Origin of the sequence: Kitasatospora sp. DSM 101779 (assembly GCF_025655475.1) — a bacterium.
GTDB lineage: Bacteria > Actinomycetota > Actinomycetes > Streptomycetales > Streptomycetaceae > Kitasatospora.
Genome location: NZ_JAHTIK010000001.1, coordinates 6,093,211 through 6,109,386 on the forward strand (window position 1 = coordinate 6,093,211; position 16,176 = coordinate 6,109,386).

The following is a 16,176-nucleotide window of genomic DNA, read 5'->3' on the forward strand; positions in this document are numbered from 1 at the left end:
GGCGCTGGCCGTGGCCGTTCTCGGTGCACCTGCTCCCTTCGCCGCCGCCTCCGAGCCGGCCGCCAACGCCGGGGCGCCTTTCGCGGTGGAGGACGGCGCCTATCCGGGCGCCCAGGAGATCCTGCAGACCACCGGCGCGACGTTGGTCCGGGGCGATGGGCACATCACCTACACCTCGTGCGCCTCGCCGCACCAAGTGGCTGTCTGGGCCCGCTCCATCCGCTCCGACGCCATGAAGCGCATGTGCTTCGCCGCGCCGTACTCCACCGGCTACCTCGCGTTGAACGTGCCCGAAACGTTCCGGTTGGAGACCACCGGCCGCACGCTGCAGGCCAGCCTCACCACCGACGGCAAGGCCCAGACGGTCGACGTGCCCGCGGACACCGCCGTCGGCGTGGGCGAGGCGGGGTCGAACCCGGCCTCCCGGTCCGTTCTGCTCGAAATGCGCGTCACCGGTGCCGTGGCCGGTGTCCCCGCCGGTCCGACTCCCGAGCACGGAACGCTTCCCGGCCGGACCGACCCGCTCGAGACCATGGTGCGGATCGGGGTCGGGGACAAGCGCAGCTGCTCGGGCACCCTCGTCGCCCCGTCGTGGGTCCTCACCGCCGCGAGCTGCTTCGTCGACAAGCCGGAGCAGGGCATCGACGTGCCTGCCGGAGCGCCTGCGGACAAGACCACCGCCACCATCTCCCGGATCCGGCTGAGCGATCCTCCGCTGCCGTCCGCCTACGACGTCGTGGAGCTGGTTCCGCGCACCGACCGCGATCTCGTGCTGGCCCGCCTGGCCACCCCGATCCGCGACGTGACACCCATGCCGATCGCGACCGCCGCCCCGGCGGCGGGGAGTCTGCTGACGGTCGGCGGTTTCGAGCGCACGGCCGACGACTGGACCCACGACCTCGGCCGCAGCTCGGTGATGCAGGTCGGCGCGGTCGCTCCGACCGGCATCGACCTCGCCCCGAAGTCCCCGGATCCGGGCTCCGGCAACGGACCGGTCTGCAAGGGTGCCGCCGGCGGCCCGGCCGTGAAGAGCATCGACCTGACCCCTGACGCGGCCGTCGGCCAGCACCAGTTCCGCTACGAGCTGGTGGCCGTCAACAGCCGGTCCTGGCAGAAGGGCTGCCTCGACAGCGCGGAGACCGAGCACAGCGGCGCCTACGACACCCGCGTCGACGACCTGGCCTCATGGCTGCAGGAGAAGGCCGGCATCTACCCGGCGTCCGGGTTCACTCCCGTCACCCCCACCCGCATCATGGACACCCGTTCGGCCGGCGGCCGCACCTGGGCTCCGGTGGCGGGACAGGGCGGCAACGAGAAGGTGCTGAAGCTGGGTCCCAACAGCACCGGCCCGTTCAAGCTGCCGCAGGGCGCCAGCGCCGTGCTCCTCAACGTGACCGTGGTGAACCCGTCGACTGCCGGGTTCGTGGCGGTCGGGCCGGACGACAAGGCCAAGCCCACCACCTCATCCGTCAACTTCGCGGCGGGCCAGACCGTCGCGAACCTGGTGACGGCGCCGGTCGGCCCGGACGGCACGGTCGTCCTGTGGACGAACACCAATGACTTCGACGCGATCGTCGACGTCGCCGGGTACTACAGCCCGACCTCGCCGAACAAGTACGCCCCGCAGACTCCGGTGCGCCTGCTGGACACCCGCTCGGCGGGCGGTCCGCTCGGCGCCGGTGCCACCAAGGACGTCCAGATCACGGGCCTGAACGGCATCCCGGCCGACGCCACCGCGGCCGTCGTGACGCTCACGGCCGTCCAGTCCACCGCGAGCGGCTTCTTCATCGCGCACCCGACCGGTGCCACCCGGCCGAGCACCTCGAACGTCAACTTCACGCCCGGCGCGATCATCTCCAACCAGGCCGTCGTGCCGATCGGCGCCGGCGGCAAGATCAGTCTCTTCAACTCCGGCGGCAACACCAACGCGATCGTGGACCTGGTCGGCTACTACAGCCCCAGCGCCACCGAGCTGTTCCACCCGATGAGCCCGAGCCGTCTGCTGGACACCCGGCAGAACAACGGTGCGCCGCTCGCCTACGAGCAGGTCACCACCATCGGCAACCTGCCGGCCACCGCGGACGCCGTGGTGGTGAACGCCACCACCACCGGCAGTGACGCCGACGGGTTCTTCAGCCTGTTCGCGCACGGCACCACGCGCCCGACGTCCAGCTCGCTGAACTTCTCCGCGGGCCAGCTCCTCTCGGCCCACGCCACGGTCGCCACGGGCGGCGGTCAGATCGACCTGTACAACCACGCCACGCACAGCCACGCCATCGTGGACCTGACGGGCTGGTTCGCCAAGTACTGATCCGGCGACAGCAACACCAGAGGGCCCGGGGGCCCGGCGCCGCATGCGCCGGGCCCCCGGGCCCTCCTCACGTCCGGGAGCCGCTACAGCCCCGGGATGCGCCCGTTGCGGAAGAGGTCGACGAAGAGCTGGTGGTCGCGGCGGGCGCGGTCGCCGTAGGCGTGGGCGAAGTCGACGAGCATCTCGGTGAAGCCGTTCTCGTCGGCGGAGATCGCCTTGTCGATGGCGTGCTCGGTGGAGAACGGGACGAGGCTGTGGCCGCTGGAGGACTCGTCGGCGGCGGCGTGCATGGTGGCGGTGGCCCGGCCGAGGTACTCGGTGACGGTGCGCAGGTCGTCCGGCTCGTTGAGGTCCGTCCAGTCCAGGTCGGCCGCGTACGGGGAGACCTCGGCGACGAGCTGGCCGCGGCCGTGCAGGGTGGTGTACCCGAGCCACGGGTCGCTGTGGTCCTGCAGGGCACGCTGCGAGATGACCGTGCGGTGGCCCTCGTGCTCGAAGTAGCCGCGGATGGCGGGGTCGGTGACGTGCCGGAAGACGGCCGGGGTCTGACCCTGCTTCATGTAGATGATCACGTCGTTCTCGAGGGCGTCGGTGTGGCCCTCCAGCAGCAGGTTGTACGAGGGCAGGCCGGCGCTGCCGATGCCGATGCCGCGGCGGCCGCAGACGTCCTTGACCCGCAGGGCGTCCGGGCGGGTGCGGGAGGCGGGGGGCAGGGTCTCCAGGTAGCGGTCGAAGGCGGCCAGCACCTCGGCGCGGGTGTCCGCGTCCAGCTGGAAGGCGCCGCCGCCGATCCGGAACCGCCGGTCCCAGCCCTCGACCACGGTCTCGGCGTCGAGCAGCTCGACCCGGGTCTGCAGCCGGGCTCGGCGCAGCGTGTCGAGGATCGGCCCGTCCGCGGTGTCCAGGGTGAACTGGGCGGCGTCGCCGTCGCCGGCCAGCGCCGCGATCTGGCGGCGGTAGGCGGCGGCGAAGGTGCGCACCAGGCCGCTGATGGTGTCGTCGGAGAGGGCCTTGGCGTAGCCGATCAGGGCGAGGCTGGCGGCGAGCCGCTGGACGTCCCAGGTGAAGGCGCCGACGTAGGCCTCGTCGAAGTCGTTGACGTTGAAGACGAGCCGGCCCTCGGCGTTCAGGTAGGTGCCGAAGTTCTCGGCGTGCAGGTCGCCGTGGATCCAGACCCGGCCGGTCCGCTCGTCGAGGAAGCGCGCGCCGTACTCCCGGTACGGGCCGGTGGTGAGGTCGGCGTAGAAGAGCGCGGCGGTGCCCCGGTAGAAGGCGAAGGCCGAGGCGGCCATCTTGCGGAACTTCACCCGGAACGCGGCCGGGTCCTGCGCCAGCAGCTCCCCGAAGGCGTCGTCGAAGACCCGCAGGACGGTCTCGGCGCGCTCCGGCTCGCGGTGGGCGACGGTGGTCTGGTCGGGCATGGCGTGGTGTCCCATCGGTGGTGCTGTCCGGTCCGCAGGGGAAGGACGCGCGGCGGGCCGGGTGCGGTTCAGGCGTTCGGCGGCGCGGGCGGCGCCGACGGGGGGCCGGGCGGCGTCGGCGGTATCGGCGGGTGGGCCTGGCGCTGCGCCGGGACGTACGGGTGGAAGGCTACCGGGGCGGGCGCGGCCGGGGCGGCCGGCCGGGTCGCACCGACGACGGCGGCGACGGCGATCGCGATCCCCACCGTGAGCAGCAGGGTCATGTTCAGCCACAGGTGGCTGACCGGCTCGGCGAAGGTCCGCCGGGAGGCCTCGAAGACCACCTGGTTGAGCACCTGGGTGAGGGAGGCGAAACCGGTCACCGAGGTCAGCACCACGGCCGCCGGGCGGACCCACCGCCCGCCCGTGAAGGCACCGATCGCGAGGGCCGTCAGGGCGACGCAGTACCCAGTGTCGTAGCCGAAGAAGCCGACCGGCGCGTCGACGTACTCCGCGTAGGAGAGGCCGACGGCGGTCAGCAGGTAGCCGGGGCCCTTCTGTGCGACGTCGTACGCGAGCACGCCGAGTTCGGAGGCCAGCTGGACGAGCATCAGCACGCCGATCGCGATCAGCCCCCCGCCTCGCGAGCGCTGCTGCACCACCGGGCCGAATGCCATGGAACCCCTCCTCGCACGTCAGTGCGCCCGAGGCTATCGGCGTGCACGGCCGGGCCGGAACCCCGGGTGGCCACCCGTGCCTCCCCGATGCCCGAAAGTGAGGGAAGCATGCGCATCCGTGGCGACGCACGGGACACCTGCGGCAGGGGACTAGACTCGGTGCCGCGACGCGGAAGCCGTGGTCCGGGCCCTGAGGGTGGCTCGGGCCTTACCTGTTTCGCGCCCGGTTCCGATCATGCCGAGACTCCGGAGGCCCCGCCTTGAGCGACCAGCCGTACGCGCACCTGCACGTCCACACCGAGTACTCGATGCTGGACGGCGCCGCCCGGCTGAAGCAGCTGTTCAAGGAGGTCGAGCGGCTCGGGCAGACCCACGTCGCGATGACCGACCACGGCAACATGTACGGTGCCGCGGAGTTCCACAAGCAGGCCACCGCCGCCGGCATCACCCCGGTGATCGGCATCGAGGCGTACGTCGCCCCGGAGTCCCGCTCCAACACCAAGCGCATCCTGTGGGGCCAGCCGCACCAGAAGAAGGACGACGTCTCCGCGTCCGGCGCCTACACCCACAAGACCATCTGGGCCCGCAACAAGGAGGGCCTGCACAACCTCTTCAAGCTGACCTCGCGCTCCTACGCCGAGGGCTGGCTGGTGAAGTGGCCCCGGATGGACAAGGAGATCATCGCCGAGCACGCGGCCGGCCTGATGGCCACCACCGGCTGCCCCTCCGGCGAGGTGCAGACCCGGCTGCGCCTCGGCCAGTTCGACGAGGCGCTGAAGTCCGCCGCCGACTACCGCGACATCTTCGGCGCCGAGAACTACTTCCTGGAGCTGATGGACCACGGGCTCGACATCGAGCAGCGGGTCCGCGACGGCCTCCTGGAGATCTCCAAGAAGCTGAACATCCCGCCGGTGGTCACCAACGACTCGCACTACACCACCGAGAGCGACGCGGGCGCGCACGACCTGCTGCTCTGCGTGCAGACCGGCAAGAACCTCTCCGACCCGGACCGCTTCCGCTTCGACGGCACCGGCTACTACATCAAGTCGGCCGCCGAGATGTACGGCCTGGACACCTCCGACGCCTGGCAGGAGGGCTGCCGCAACAGCCAGCTGCTGGTCGCCTCCCGCGTCGACACCGCAGGCATGTTCGAGTTCAAGAACCTCATGCCGCGCTTCCCCATCCCGGAGGGCTTCGAGTCCGAGGCGGACTTCTTCAAGTCCAAGGTCTGGGAGGGCATGGACTGGCGCTTCCCGGGCGGCTACGACGAGGAGCACAAGAAGCTCGCCGAGTACGAGATGGACACCATCATCCAGATGGGGTTCCCGGCGTACTTCCTCGTGGTCGCCGACTTCATCATGTGGGCGAAAAGCCAGGGCATCGCGGTCGGCCCGGGCCGTGGTTCGGCCGCCGGCTCGCTGGTCGCCTACGCCATGGGCATCACCGACCTCGACCCGATCCCGCACGGCCTGATCTTCGAGCGCTTCCTCAACCCCGAGCGCATCTCCATGCCCGACGTCGACATCGACTTCGACGAGCGCCGGCGCGGCGACGTGATCCGCTACGTGACGGAGAAGTGGGGCTCCGACAAGGTCGCCATGATCGTCACGTACGGCACCATCAAGGCGAAGGCCGCCATCAAGGACTCCTCGCGCGTCCTCGGCTACCCGTACGCGATGGGCGACCGGATCACCAAGGCGATGCCGCCGGACGTCATGGGCAAGGGCATCCCGCTCTCCGGCATCACCGACCCCTCGCACCCCCGCTACAGCGAGGCCGGCGAGATCCGCGGCCTGTACGAGACCGACCCGGACGTCCGCAAGGTCATCGACACCGCCCGCGGCATCGAGGGCCTGATCCGCCAGCCCGGCGTGCACGCCGCAGGCGTCATCATGTCCGCCGAACCGCTCACCGACCACATCCCGGTCTGGACCCGGCACACCGACGGCGTCACGATCACGCAGTTCGACTACCCCACCTGCGAGGGCCTCGGCCTTCTCAAGATGGACTTCCTCGGCCTGCGCAACCTGACGATCATGGACGACGCCGTCAAGGCGATCGAGAAGAACAAGGGCATCAAGATCAACCTGCTTGATCTGCCCCTCGACGACAAGCCGACCTACGAACTCCTCGCCCGCGGCGACACGCTCGGCGTCTTCCAGCTCGACGGCGGCCCCATGCGCTCGCTGCTGCGCCTGATGAAGCCCGACAACTTCGAGGACATCTCCGCCGTCCTCGCGCTGTACCGCCCCGGTCCGATGGGCGTCAACTCGCACACCAACTACGCCCTGCGCAAGAACGGCCAGCAGGAGATCACCCCGATCCACCCGGAGCTGGAGGAACCGCTCAAGGAGATCCTGGAGCCCACCTACGGCCTGATCGTCTACCAGGAGCAGGTCCAGAAGGCCGCGCAGATCCTCGCCGGCTACTCGCTCGGCCAGGCCGACCTGCTGCGCCGCGCCATGGGCAAGAAGAAGAAGGAGATCCTGGAGGCGGAGTTCGTCCCCTTCCAGAAGGGCTGCCGCGAGCGCGGCTACTCCGACGCCGCGATCCAGGCCGTGTGGGACGTCCTCGTCCCCTTCTCCGGCTACGCGTTCAACAAAGCCCACACCGCCGGCTACGGACTGGTCTCCTACTGGACGGCCTACCTCAAGGCCAACTACCCGGCCGAGTACATGTCCGGCCTGCTCACCTCGGTCAAGGACGACAAGGACAAGTCCGCGGTCTACCTCAACGAGGCCCGAAAGATGGGCATCAGCGTCCTGCCGCCGGACGTCAACGAGTCCGACGCCGACTTCACCCCGCACGGCAACGACACCGTCCGCTTCGGCCTCACCGCCATCCGCAACGTCGGCGGACCGGTCGTCGAGTCGATGATCCGCACCCGCAAGTCCAAGGGGAAGTTCGCCTCCTTCCCGGACTTCCTGGACAAGGTCGAGTCGGTGGTCTGCAACAAGCGCACCGTCGAATCCCTCATCAAGGCCGGCGCCTTCGACTCCCTCGGGCACACCCGCAAGGGTCTCACCGCGCAGTTCGAGCCGATGATCGACAACGTGGTCGGCGTCAAGCGCAAGGAGGCCGAGGGCCAGTTCGACCTGTTCGGCGGCGACTCCGTCTCCGACGAGCCGAGCTTCGGCCTCGACGTGGTCTTCTCCGAGGAGGAGTGGGACAAGTCCTTCCTGCTCACCCAGGAGCGGGAGATGCTCGGCCTCTACGTCTCCTCGCACCCGCTGCACGGCATCGAGCACGTCCTCGCCGACAAGGCCGACTGCGCCGTCGCCGACCTCGCCGAGCGCCCCGACGGCGCCATCGTCACCATCGGCGGCATCATCTCCGGCCTCCAGCGGAAGATGACCAAGCAGGGCAACGCCTGGGCGATCGCCACCGTCGAGGACCTCGCGGGCTCCATCGACTGCATGTTCTTCCCCGCCAGCTACCAGCTGGTCTCCTCGCAACTCGTCGAGGACGCCGTGGTGTTCGTCCGGGGCAAGCTCGACAAGCGGGAGGACGTGCCGCGGCTGATGGGCATGGAGCTGTCCGTCCCGGACCTCTCCAACGCGCACGCCGAGGCACCGATCGTCATCAACATCCCCAGCGGCCGGATCACACCGCCGCTGGTCGCCCGCCTCGGCGAGGTCCTCACCCACCACAAGGGCACCACCGAGGTCCGGCTGCGGCTGGAGGGGCGGAACAAGACCACCGTCCTGCGGCTGGACCGGCACCGGGTGAAGTCCGACCCGGCCCTCTTCGGCGACCTCAAGCAACTCCTCGGCCCCAGCTGCCTGGCGGTCTGAGAGGCCCGCCCGGGGGCGCGGGGAACTGCGCCCCCGGGCGGTGGTGGGCCCGTCAGCCCTCCTTGACCACCACGGTCCGCACGGCCTTGTCGTGCAGGCACTGCTGCAGCGGTTTGTCCCACAGCTGCCACGCCGCGTCGAGCATCTCGAACAGCCATCCGATGCAGTACACGGCGCCGGGCACGGTGGCGACGGCCGAGCGTCCCCAGAGGGCGCTGTCGGTCGGCCGGCCGCCGGTCGCGGCGTCCACCACGCGCAGCCTCATCGCCTTCTTGCCGACCGTCTGGCCGTGCTGGGTGACCATCAGCGCCGCTTCGTACGCGAAGGCCAGCAGGCCGACGAAGAAGTTCCCGAGCCACTCCCCGAGCAGGGCGTAGAGGATGACGGCCGGGATCAGCTGGATCGCGAGGTCGATCAGGCGGGCCACCAGGCGCTCCCCGGGCGGGGCCAGGACACGGCTCCCCGGCGCCTGCGGCACGCCGGGCGGGCCGGCCGGTGTGAGCCAGTGCGGCAGCGCCTGCGGCGGCTGCCCGTACCCGGGTGCGCCGTACCCGGGTGCGCCGTATCCGGGAGTGCCGTACCCGGGAGTGCCCTGGCCGGGGATGTCGTAGCCGGGTGCGCCGTACCCGGGGGCGGTGCTGCCGGGCTGCCCGTACGCACCGGGGCCGTAGCCGGGCGGCCCGGGCGGGGGCGGCGGCGCACCGTAGCCCGGGGCGGGCGGCGGCTGGTGGCCCGCCTGCTGCGCATAGGGGTTCTGCTGAGGGTCCGTCGGATACCCGTATCCGGACGGGTGGTTGGTGCTCACGTGTTCGGGCTCCCGGTGATAGGTCGTACGCCAGTTGTACTGAGGGCGCCCGGGAGCGGGGGCGGGGATCGGCGAATCGTTATCGGCGGGGGGGGCGGCGACCGGCCACCCCCGCCGATGTGCGGCTCAGCGCCAGCGGTAGCGGCGGCGGAGGCTGTCGACGACCAGGTTGAAGCGGGCCCGGTCGAGGGCGCAGGCCTCGCGCCGCATGCCGCCGTCCCACACCCGCATGACGCGGTCCAGCGCCACCCAGGAGTCCCGGCCGGACTTGTCCCACGGGCCGGAGCCGATCGGCACCCAGTCCCGGTCGCCGTCGTGGCCCTTGCTGGAGAGCATGACGGCCAGCAGGCTGCCGCCCTCCTCGCGGGCCACCACCAGCACCGGACGGTCCTTGCCGCGGCCGTCCCGCTCCTCGTAGGGCACCCAGGTCCACACGATCTCGCCCGGGTCCGGGTCGCCGTCGTGCCGCGGGGAGTACTCGGTGCGGACCGGCCCGACCTCGTACGCCTCGACCTCGACCGTCGCCTCGGGGCCGTAGCGGCCGGGCACGTCCTCGTTGATCAGCTCTGCCATGCGCGAAGAGTAGCGCCCGTGGCGTGACCGCCCGATAAGCAGTGGCCCCGGCCGCCCCCGCCGCGCGAGGATCGGGGGATGGCACGAACCTTCGACGACCTGGTGGCCGAGGCCGCGGCGGCCTCGGTGGACGGCTGGGACTTCTCCTGGCTCGACGGCCGCGCCACCGAACAGCGCCCCTCCTGGGGCTACCAGCGGTTGCTGCGCGAACGGCTCGCGCAGGTCGGCGCCGCCCTGGACCTGCAGACCGGCGGTGGCGAGGTGCTCGCCGGGGCCGCCCCCTTCCCGCCGTTGATGGCGGCGACCGAGGGCTGGCCGCCCAACCTCGCGAAGTCCACCGCACTGCTGCACCCGCTCGGCGCGGTGGTGGTCGCGGCCCCCGAGGATCCGCCGCTGCCCTTCGCGGACGCCGCCTTCGACCTGGTGACCAGCCGTCACCCCGTGGTGCCGCGCTGGGCGGAGATCGCCCGGGTGCTGCGGCCCGGCGGCAGCTACTTCGCCCAGCACGTCGGCCCGGCGAGCGTCTTCGAACTGGTCGAGTACTTCCTCGGCCCGCTGCCGGAGTCCGTCCTGCGCGGCCGTCACCCCGACGACGAGCGGGCCGCCGCCGAGGCCGCCGGGCTGGAGGTCGTCGACCTGCGCACCGAGCGGCTGCGGATCGAGTTCCACGACATCGGCGCGGTGGTCTGGTTCCTGCGCAAGGTGATCTGGATGGTGCCCGACTTCTCCGTCGACCGGTACCGCGACCGGCTGCGCGACCTGCACGCGCTGATCGAGTCGGACGGCCCGTTCGTCGCGCACTCGGCCCGCAGCCTGGTCGACGCCCGCAAGCCCCGCTGACGCCCGGCCGCCCGGCCCTCAGAGGTGCGGGACGCCGCCGCCCAGTTCCGCCGGCACGGCCGAGTGCAGGGCCGCGGTGAAGGCGGCCACCGCAGGGTGGGCGGCGGCCCCCGCGCGGAAGGCCGTCCGGGTCCGCCGGTACATCGGCAGCCGGGTGAGCACCACACCCTGCGGCGGGGCGGGCACGGTGCCCAGGTGCGGCACCAGCGCGACGCCCTGGCCCACCGCCACCAGGGCGAGCACGGTGGTGAAGTCGTCCACGTGGTGCCGCACCCGCGGGGTGAACCCGGCGCTCTGGCAGGCCCGCAGCGTCATCGCATGGCAGAGCGTGCCCGACGGCGCCATGATCCACGGCGAGCCGCGGTGCTCGGCGACCGTGCCCGCGGCGGGCGCCGCGAGGTACATCGGCTCGGTGAACACCGGCTGGGTGAACGCCAGTCCGGGCTCCGGCTCGGCCGGCACCAGGTCGTACTCGTGCACCAGCGCCACGTCCAGCTCGCCCGCCCGCAGCGCCGCCGCCACCGCGGCCGGGTCGACCTCGGTGACCATCGGCTCCAGCCCGGGATGACGGGCCGCCAGCCCGGCCAGGGCGGCCGGGACGATCGCCCGTGCCGCCGACGGGTAGGTGCCGATCCGCAGCGGCCCGGCCAGCCCGCGGCGCGCGTGCGCCAGCTCCGCCGACGCCTGCTCCAGCCGCTCCAGCACCGCCTCGGCGTGCCGCACCAGGTTCAGTCCGGCGGGGGTGAGCGCCACCCGCCGCCCGGTCCGCTCCAGCAGCGGCACCCCCGCCTCCCGCTCCAGCACGGACAGCTGCTGGGAGACGGCGGACGGGCTGAACGCGAGCGCCTCGGCGACCGCGGCGATCGTGCCGTGGTGGGCGAGTTCGCGCAGCAGGCGCAGGCGGCGGACGTCGAGCATCGGCTCAGCTTACGAGAAGCCTCGGAAATGTGAACTGGACCTGCACGATGCCGGGGCGTCAGGCTCGACGGCATGGACCTTCACGGGATTCACGTACCCCTCGTCACCCCGTTCGCCGCCGACGGCACCGTCGCCGCGGACGCCCTGGCCCGGCTCGCCGGCGACCTGCTCACCGCAGGTGCGGCCGGGCTGGTCGCCCTCGGCACCACCGGAGAACCGGGCTCGCTCGACGAGACGGAGAAGCGCACCGTCCTCGACACGGTCGCCCCGGTCTGCCGGGCGCACGGCGCACCGCTGGTGGTCGGCGTCGGCGGCGGAGACACCCGCCGCACCGCCGAGGCGCTCGCCGCCCTCGACGGGGTGGCCGACGCCGCGCTGGCCACCGTGCCCGCCTTCGTCCGCCCGGGCCCGGCCGGGGTGCTCGCGCACTTCCGGCACCTCGCCGCGCACAGCCCCGTCCCGCTGATCGTCTACCACATCCCCTACCGCACCGGGCAGCAGCTCGACGCCGGGACGCTCGCCGAGGTGCTGGGACTGCCCGGCGTGGCCGGGGTGAAGTATGCGGCGGGCGGGATCGACGACGCGGTGGTCGAGCTGCTCGGGCAGGGGCAGCGCGGCGTCCTGGCCGGCGACGACACCCACCTCTCCGGGCTGATGGCGATCGGCGCCGACGGCGGCATCCTCGCCTCCGCGCACCTGGCCACCGAGCAGTACGCCGAACTGGCCGACGCCTGGCGCAAGGGCGACGCCGACCGCGCCCGCGGCCTCGGCCACCGGCTGGCCGCACTCGCCCGCGCCGCCTTCGCCGAACCCAACCCCGCCGTGGTCAAGGGTGTCCTGCACGCCCAGGGCCGCATCCCCACCCCGGACGTCCGGCTGCCCCTGCTCCCCGCGAGCCCGACCGCCGTCGCCACCGCCCTCGACCGCCTCGCCGACGTGACTCGGTGACACCAGGATGCGTACGGTGAGCCCCATCCGACGTGCGCAGTTCCCCGCGCCCCTGAGGCACTGCCACTGGGGGCGCTGCTCCGGCCGCATGTTCGGCAACGAATTGTTTTCGGACGAATCCCCGTCCGCGCCGACCGCACCCGTACATCTTGCGGAGCCCGCGCACCGAACCCGCAGGGGCTCCCGGCCGCGGGCCGCGGGCCGTCCCGCGCCGCCGCCCACACCGTGGGACGCCGCGACGGGCCGGGCCGGTGACAAGGCATGATGGCAGGGTGCGGACGGCGATCAAGCACAACCCGATCGAGCACGACATGGAGGAAACGCAATGAGGATCGGCATCGTTGGGGCCACCGGCCAGGTCGGCGGCGTCGTCCGCGAGATCCTGGCGGAACGGGACTTCCCGGTCGAGCAGCTGCGGCTGTTCGCCTCGGCACGGTCCGCCGGGCGCACGCTGCCGTGGCAGGACACCGAGGTGACGGTGGAGGACGCGGCCACCGCCGACTACAGCGGCCTCGACATCGTGATCTTCTCCGCGGGCGGTTCCACCTCGAAGGCGCTGGCCCCGAAGGTCGCCGCCGCGGGCGCCGTCGTCGTCGACAACTCCTCCGCCTGGCGCCGCGACCCCGAGGTGCCGCTGGTCGTCGCCGAGGTCAACCCGCAGGCGATCGCGGACCGCCCGAAGGGCATCATCGCCAACCCGAACTGCACCACCATGGCCGCCATGCCGGTGCTGCGCCCGCTGCACGAGGAGGCCGGCCTGGTCTCCCTGGTGGTCTCCACCTACCAGGCGGTGTCCGGCAGCGGTCTGGCCGGCGTGTCCGAATTGCACGACCAGGCGTCGAAGGTGGTGGACGGCGCGACCGCGCTGGTCCACGACGGCTCCGCGGTCGAGTACCCGGCGCCGGGCGTCTACAAGCGCCCGATCGCCTTCAACGTCGTCCCGCTGGCCGGCTCGATCGTCGAGGACGGCTCCAACGAGACGGACGAGGAGCAGAAGCTCCGCCACGAGAGCCGCAAGATCCTCGGCATCCCGGAGCTCAAGGTCTCCGGCACCTGCGTCCGCGTGCCGGTCTTCACCGGCCACTCGCTGCAGGTGAACGCCCGCTTCGCCCGCCCGGTCGCCCCGGAGCGCGCGGTGGAGCTGCTGACCGGCGCGCCCGGCGTCGAGCTCACCGACATCCCGACCCCGCTGCAGGCGGCCGGCCAGGACCCGACCTACGTCGGCCGGATCCGGGTGGACGAGACGGTCGACAACGGCCTGTCGCTGTTCCTCTCCAACGACAACCTGCGCAAGGGCGCCGCGCTTAACGCGGTGCAGATCGCCGAGCTGGTCGCCGCCGAGCTCCGCGGCTGACCCGGCCGGTCCGTACGGCACACCCGGCGGCCCCGCTCCCGTTGCGACGGGGGCGGGGCCGTCCCGCGTGCCGTCCTTGTCAGCGGAGCGCGACCGGCATCTCCGGGGAGACGGCGTCGCCGGTCCACTTGTCGCCCGGTGCGTACCACTGGAAGTCGCCCGGCCCGGTCACGGCGACGTCGGCCTCCACCGTGCCGGAGTCGGTGGAGACGGCCTCGGCGACCGTCGTCCAGCGGTGCGAGTCCGCCGGGCGGAACTGCAGGTACGCGACGCCGTCCGCATAGCCGTGGAAGCGGTTGTCCGTCCAGAACGAGCGGGCCAGCCAGCCCTGCACGGTGATCCGCTGCCCCTTCGCGGCCTTCGCCGGGACGCCCGAGCCGGACAGCTTGGACGCCCGCTTCAGCGAGAAGCCGCCGGCCGTCTTGGCCACGTAGCGGTCGCCGTCGTTGGCCTTCACCTGCAGGTCGACGAACCAGGTGCCGGCCTCGTCGTTGAAGATCTGCTTCTCCGCCGGGTCGACCGTCACCGTGCCGCGGCACACCGAGGCGGTCGCCGAGGAGGCGGTGCAGTGCATCGGGCTCACCCGGAGCACGCCGTAGTTCGGCCCCCACACGCCGACCGGGTCGACCGTGCGGATCCCGGAGTCGTCGCGGGCCTCCACCACCAGCGGGAAGGTCATCGCCTTCTGCGGTCCGAGCAGGACGGGCCGTCCGCCGTTGACGCTGATCGACGTGATCGTGGTGTCGCCGTGGGACCGGTCGGTGGTGACGGTGGGTACCGCCAGCACGGCCACCGCCGCCCCGGTCGCGGCCGCGCACAGGGCCCAGGAAGTCTTCCGCATGATCCCACCAGTATCGCCGCAGGCCGGGGGTGCTCCGGCACGGCCCGGTCGGCCGGCGGCGGTTCGACGCCGGATCCGAGGGTAAGCACAGCCCAATCCCCCGCCCCGCTGGCGGGCCCGCCCCCGCCCCACCGGGGGTCACCGGAGGAGAGGAGCGGACGTGGACCGCTGCGTAGTCCTCGTCGACGCCGGCTACCTGCTCGGCGCCGCCGCCAGCCTGCTGGTCGGCGAGCCCGCCCGGTCCCGGGTGACGGTCGACCACACCGTGCTGATCGCCGCGCTGCGCGAGCGCGCCGAGGCCGAGACCGGCCTGCCGTTGCTGCGGGTCTACTGGTTCGACGCCGCGCCCGAACGCCGTCCGCTGCCCGAGCACCGGAGGCTGCGGGTGCTGCCCCGGGTCACCGTCCGGCTGGGCGCACTCACCCGGGCGGAGGGCCGCTGGGTGCAGAAGGGCGTCGACGCGGCGATGCACGCCGAGCTCACCGAGCTCGCCCGCAACCACGCCTGCACCGACATCGTGCTGGTCACCGGCGACGGCGATCTCCTGCCGGGTGTGATGTCCGCCAAGGAGCACGGGGTGGCCGTCCACCTGTGGGCGCTGCAGGCCGCCGACGGCGACTTCAACCAGTCCGAGGACCTCGTCGCGGAGGCCGACGAGCGGCGCGTCCTGGACCGCGCCTGGATGGAGCAGTGGGTACGGCTGCGCGAGGTGCCCGCGCCCTTCCCGGCACCCGGTGCGGCGCCGCGGATCGCAGGTCTGCTCGCCGCCGCCCCCGAGCAGCCCGAGGCACCGGCCGCGGCCGGCCGCCCGCAGCCCGCCGCCGCGCTCAAGGTGGTGCCCACCCCGAAGGACCTCGCGGTGCGCTCGGCCGCCGAGCGGCTCCCGGCCGACCGGGCGGCCGCCACCGCGCACGGCGGGCCGGTGCTGCGCTGGACCTCCGACCGCGGCTGGGTCGACCGGCCGCCCGCGGACACCTCGGCCACCGCCGGCGACGGCCTGCCCACCCTGGCCCAGCTCACCACCTCCGCCCAGCGCTGGGCGGACCGCGAGGAGGACATCACCAGTGTCGGCGGCGACGCCGGCGAGGTCGGCCAGGTCTTCGCCCGCCGCTGGATCGACCGGTTCGGCGCGGCGGACCGGCTCGCCGTGCTGTGGACGGACTACCCACGCATCCCGCACCGCCTCGACGGTGAGCTGCTGCGCTACGCGGCCCGCTTCGGCCTGCTCGCCCACAAGGACGACCAGATAGACGAGGCGGACCGCTACGCGATCCGGGACGGCTTCTGGAAGGAGCTCGCCGTCCGCGTCCCCGGCGGCCGCACGGCGACGGCCGACGACTGACGGCGGCTCCCCGCACCCGGCCGCCGTCCGCAGTGCGGCAGCGGACAGCCGTTGCGCCAGGTGGATCCGCACCACGGGGAGCAGTACCAGGACCGCGGCGACCACGCCCACCACCGGGCCCGCCACCCGGCCGGCTCGCCGCTGCCCGGCCCGGACTCCGCGTCCGTGCTCACCGGCCCCGCCGCCGGTAGGGACCGCCGCGGCGCCCGGCTGCGCCCCCACGGCACCTCCTGCTCGTCCCGGCCACCTCCCCGGCTCCCCGGCCCGCCACCGCGATCCGGCGCCGCGGGCCCGCCACCGCGAGCCGGAGCCGTACCGACCGGAACCGGCCCCGACCGGCCCCCGTGCCCGGTTCGGGTGCCGCGGAGCGTAA

12 protein-coding genes are annotated in these 16,176 nt (G+C 72.7%); 6 read left to right on the forward strand and 6 right to left on the reverse strand.

Going from position 1 to position 16,176, the window contains the following annotated elements:
• The first annotated feature begins 10 nt into the window (after positions 1-10).
• Complete coding sequence (locus KSNIM_RS27705; RefSeq protein ID WP_263105843.1) at positions 11-2,311, forward strand: trypsin-like serine protease; 2,301 nt, start codon at positions 11-13, stop codon at positions 2,309-2,311.
• Positions 2,312-2,394: 83 nt separating this feature from the next.
• Here KSNIM_RS27705 and KSNIM_RS27710 read toward each other — a convergent pair whose 3' ends face one another.
• Together KSNIM_RS27710 and KSNIM_RS27715 are read right to left on the reverse strand one after the other, a co-directional pair.
• Positions 2,395-3,732 (reverse strand): DUF2252 domain-containing protein, encoded by a 1,338-nt coding sequence (locus KSNIM_RS27710; RefSeq protein WP_263105844.1) that lies wholly within the window; start codon positions 3,730-3,732, stop codon positions 2,395-2,397.
• A 68-nt stretch (positions 3,733-3,800) separates the two neighbouring features.
• Positions 3,801-4,388 (reverse strand): hypothetical protein, encoded by a 588-nt coding sequence (locus tag KSNIM_RS27715; protein WP_263105845.1) that lies wholly within the window; start codon positions 4,386-4,388, stop codon positions 3,801-3,803.
• Between the two features lie 260 nt (positions 4,389-4,648).
• On the opposite strand from KSNIM_RS27715, the gene dnaE reads away from it, so the two are divergent.
• The gene (gene dnaE, locus KSNIM_RS27720; RefSeq protein ID WP_263105846.1) at positions 4,649-8,182 is read left to right on the forward strand and encodes a DNA polymerase III subunit alpha; all 3,534 of its coding nucleotides are present in this window, start codon (positions 4,649-4,651) and stop codon (positions 8,180-8,182) included.
• 52 nt (positions 8,183-8,234) lie between these two features.
• On the opposite strand, the gene KSNIM_RS27725 is transcribed toward dnaE, so the two are convergent.
• Positions 8,235-8,987, reverse strand: coding sequence for an RDD family protein (locus KSNIM_RS27725; RefSeq protein ID WP_263105847.1), 753 nt, complete (start codon positions 8,985-8,987; stop codon positions 8,235-8,237).
• A 126-nt stretch (positions 8,988-9,113) separates the two neighbouring features.
• Positions 9,114-9,560: a type II toxin-antitoxin system PemK/MazF family toxin gene (locus tag KSNIM_RS27730; RefSeq protein ID WP_030262694.1), complete on the reverse strand. Its 447-nt coding sequence runs from the start codon at positions 9,558-9,560 to the stop codon at positions 9,114-9,116.
• Between the two features lie 78 nt (positions 9,561-9,638).
• Here KSNIM_RS27730 and KSNIM_RS27735 point away from each other — a divergent pair, with 78 nt between their 5' ends.
• Entirely contained in the window at positions 9,639-10,400 is a 762-nt protein-coding gene (locus KSNIM_RS27735; protein WP_263105848.1) for a class I SAM-dependent methyltransferase, read from the forward strand.
• Positions 10,401-10,418: 18 nt separating this feature from the next.
• On the opposite strand, the gene KSNIM_RS27740 is transcribed toward KSNIM_RS27735, so the two are convergent.
• Complete coding sequence (locus KSNIM_RS27740; RefSeq protein ID WP_263105849.1) at positions 10,419-11,318, reverse strand: LysR substrate-binding domain-containing protein; 900 nt, start codon at positions 11,316-11,318, stop codon at positions 10,419-10,421.
• A gap of 72 nt (positions 11,319-11,390) precedes the next feature.
• On the opposite strand from KSNIM_RS27740, the gene KSNIM_RS27745 reads away from it, so the two are divergent.
• Together KSNIM_RS27745 and KSNIM_RS27750 are read left to right on the forward strand one after the other, a co-directional pair.
• Positions 11,391-12,266, forward strand: coding sequence for a dihydrodipicolinate synthase family protein (locus KSNIM_RS27745; RefSeq protein WP_263105850.1), 876 nt, complete (start codon positions 11,391-11,393; stop codon positions 12,264-12,266).
• 325 nt (positions 12,267-12,591) lie between these two features.
• A complete protein-coding gene (locus tag KSNIM_RS27750; protein WP_263105851.1) occupies positions 12,592-13,620 on the forward strand; it encodes an aspartate-semialdehyde dehydrogenase in 1,029 nt (342 codons plus the stop codon).
• Between the two features lie 79 nt (positions 13,621-13,699).
• Here the strand turns inward: KSNIM_RS27750 and KSNIM_RS27755 are convergent, their stop codons facing one another.
• Positions 13,700-14,461 carry a hypothetical protein gene (locus tag KSNIM_RS27755; protein ID WP_263105852.1) on the reverse strand — a complete coding sequence of 254 codons (762 nt, stop codon included), beginning with the start codon at positions 14,459-14,461 and terminating at the stop codon, positions 13,700-13,702.
• A 160-nt stretch (positions 14,462-14,621) separates the two neighbouring features.
• On the opposite strand from KSNIM_RS27755, the gene KSNIM_RS27760 reads away from it, so the two are divergent.
• Entirely contained in the window at positions 14,622-15,803 is a 1,182-nt protein-coding gene (locus KSNIM_RS27760) for an NYN domain-containing protein (protein WP_263105853.1), read from the forward strand.
• The last annotated feature ends 373 nt before the right edge of the window (positions 15,804-16,176 follow it).

What these genes read in the sequence shown, in the direction of transcription:
- KSNIM_RS27735 (WP_263105848.1), top strand. Translation starts at nt 9,639, where the DNA reads ATGGCACGAACCTTCGACGACCTGGTGGCCGAGGCCGCGGCGGCCTCG.
- KSNIM_RS27750 (WP_263105851.1), top strand. Translation starts at nt 12,592, where the DNA reads ATGAGGATCGGCATCGTTGGGGCCACCGGCCAGGTCGGCGGCGTCGTC.
- KSNIM_RS27730 (WP_030262694.1), bottom strand. Translation starts at nt 9,560, where the DNA reads ATGGCAGAGCTGATCAACGAGGACGTGCCCGGCCGCTACGGCCCCGAG.
- KSNIM_RS27740 (WP_263105849.1), bottom strand. Translation starts at nt 11,318, where the DNA reads ATGCTCGACGTCCGCCGCCTGCGCCTGCTGCGCGAACTCGCCCACCAC.
- KSNIM_RS27745 (WP_263105850.1), top strand. Translation starts at nt 11,391, where the DNA reads ATGGACCTTCACGGGATTCACGTACCCCTCGTCACCCCGTTCGCCGCC.
- KSNIM_RS27755 (WP_263105852.1), bottom strand. Translation starts at nt 14,461, where the DNA reads ATGCGGAAGACTTCCTGGGCCCTGTGCGCGGCCGCGACCGGGGCGGCG.
- KSNIM_RS27710 (WP_263105844.1), bottom strand. Translation starts at nt 3,732, where the DNA reads ATGCCCGACCAGACCACCGTCGCCCACCGCGAGCCGGAGCGCGCCGAG.
- KSNIM_RS27715 (WP_263105845.1), bottom strand. Translation starts at nt 4,388, where the DNA reads ATGGCATTCGGCCCGGTGGTGCAGCAGCGCTCGCGAGGCGGGGGGCTG.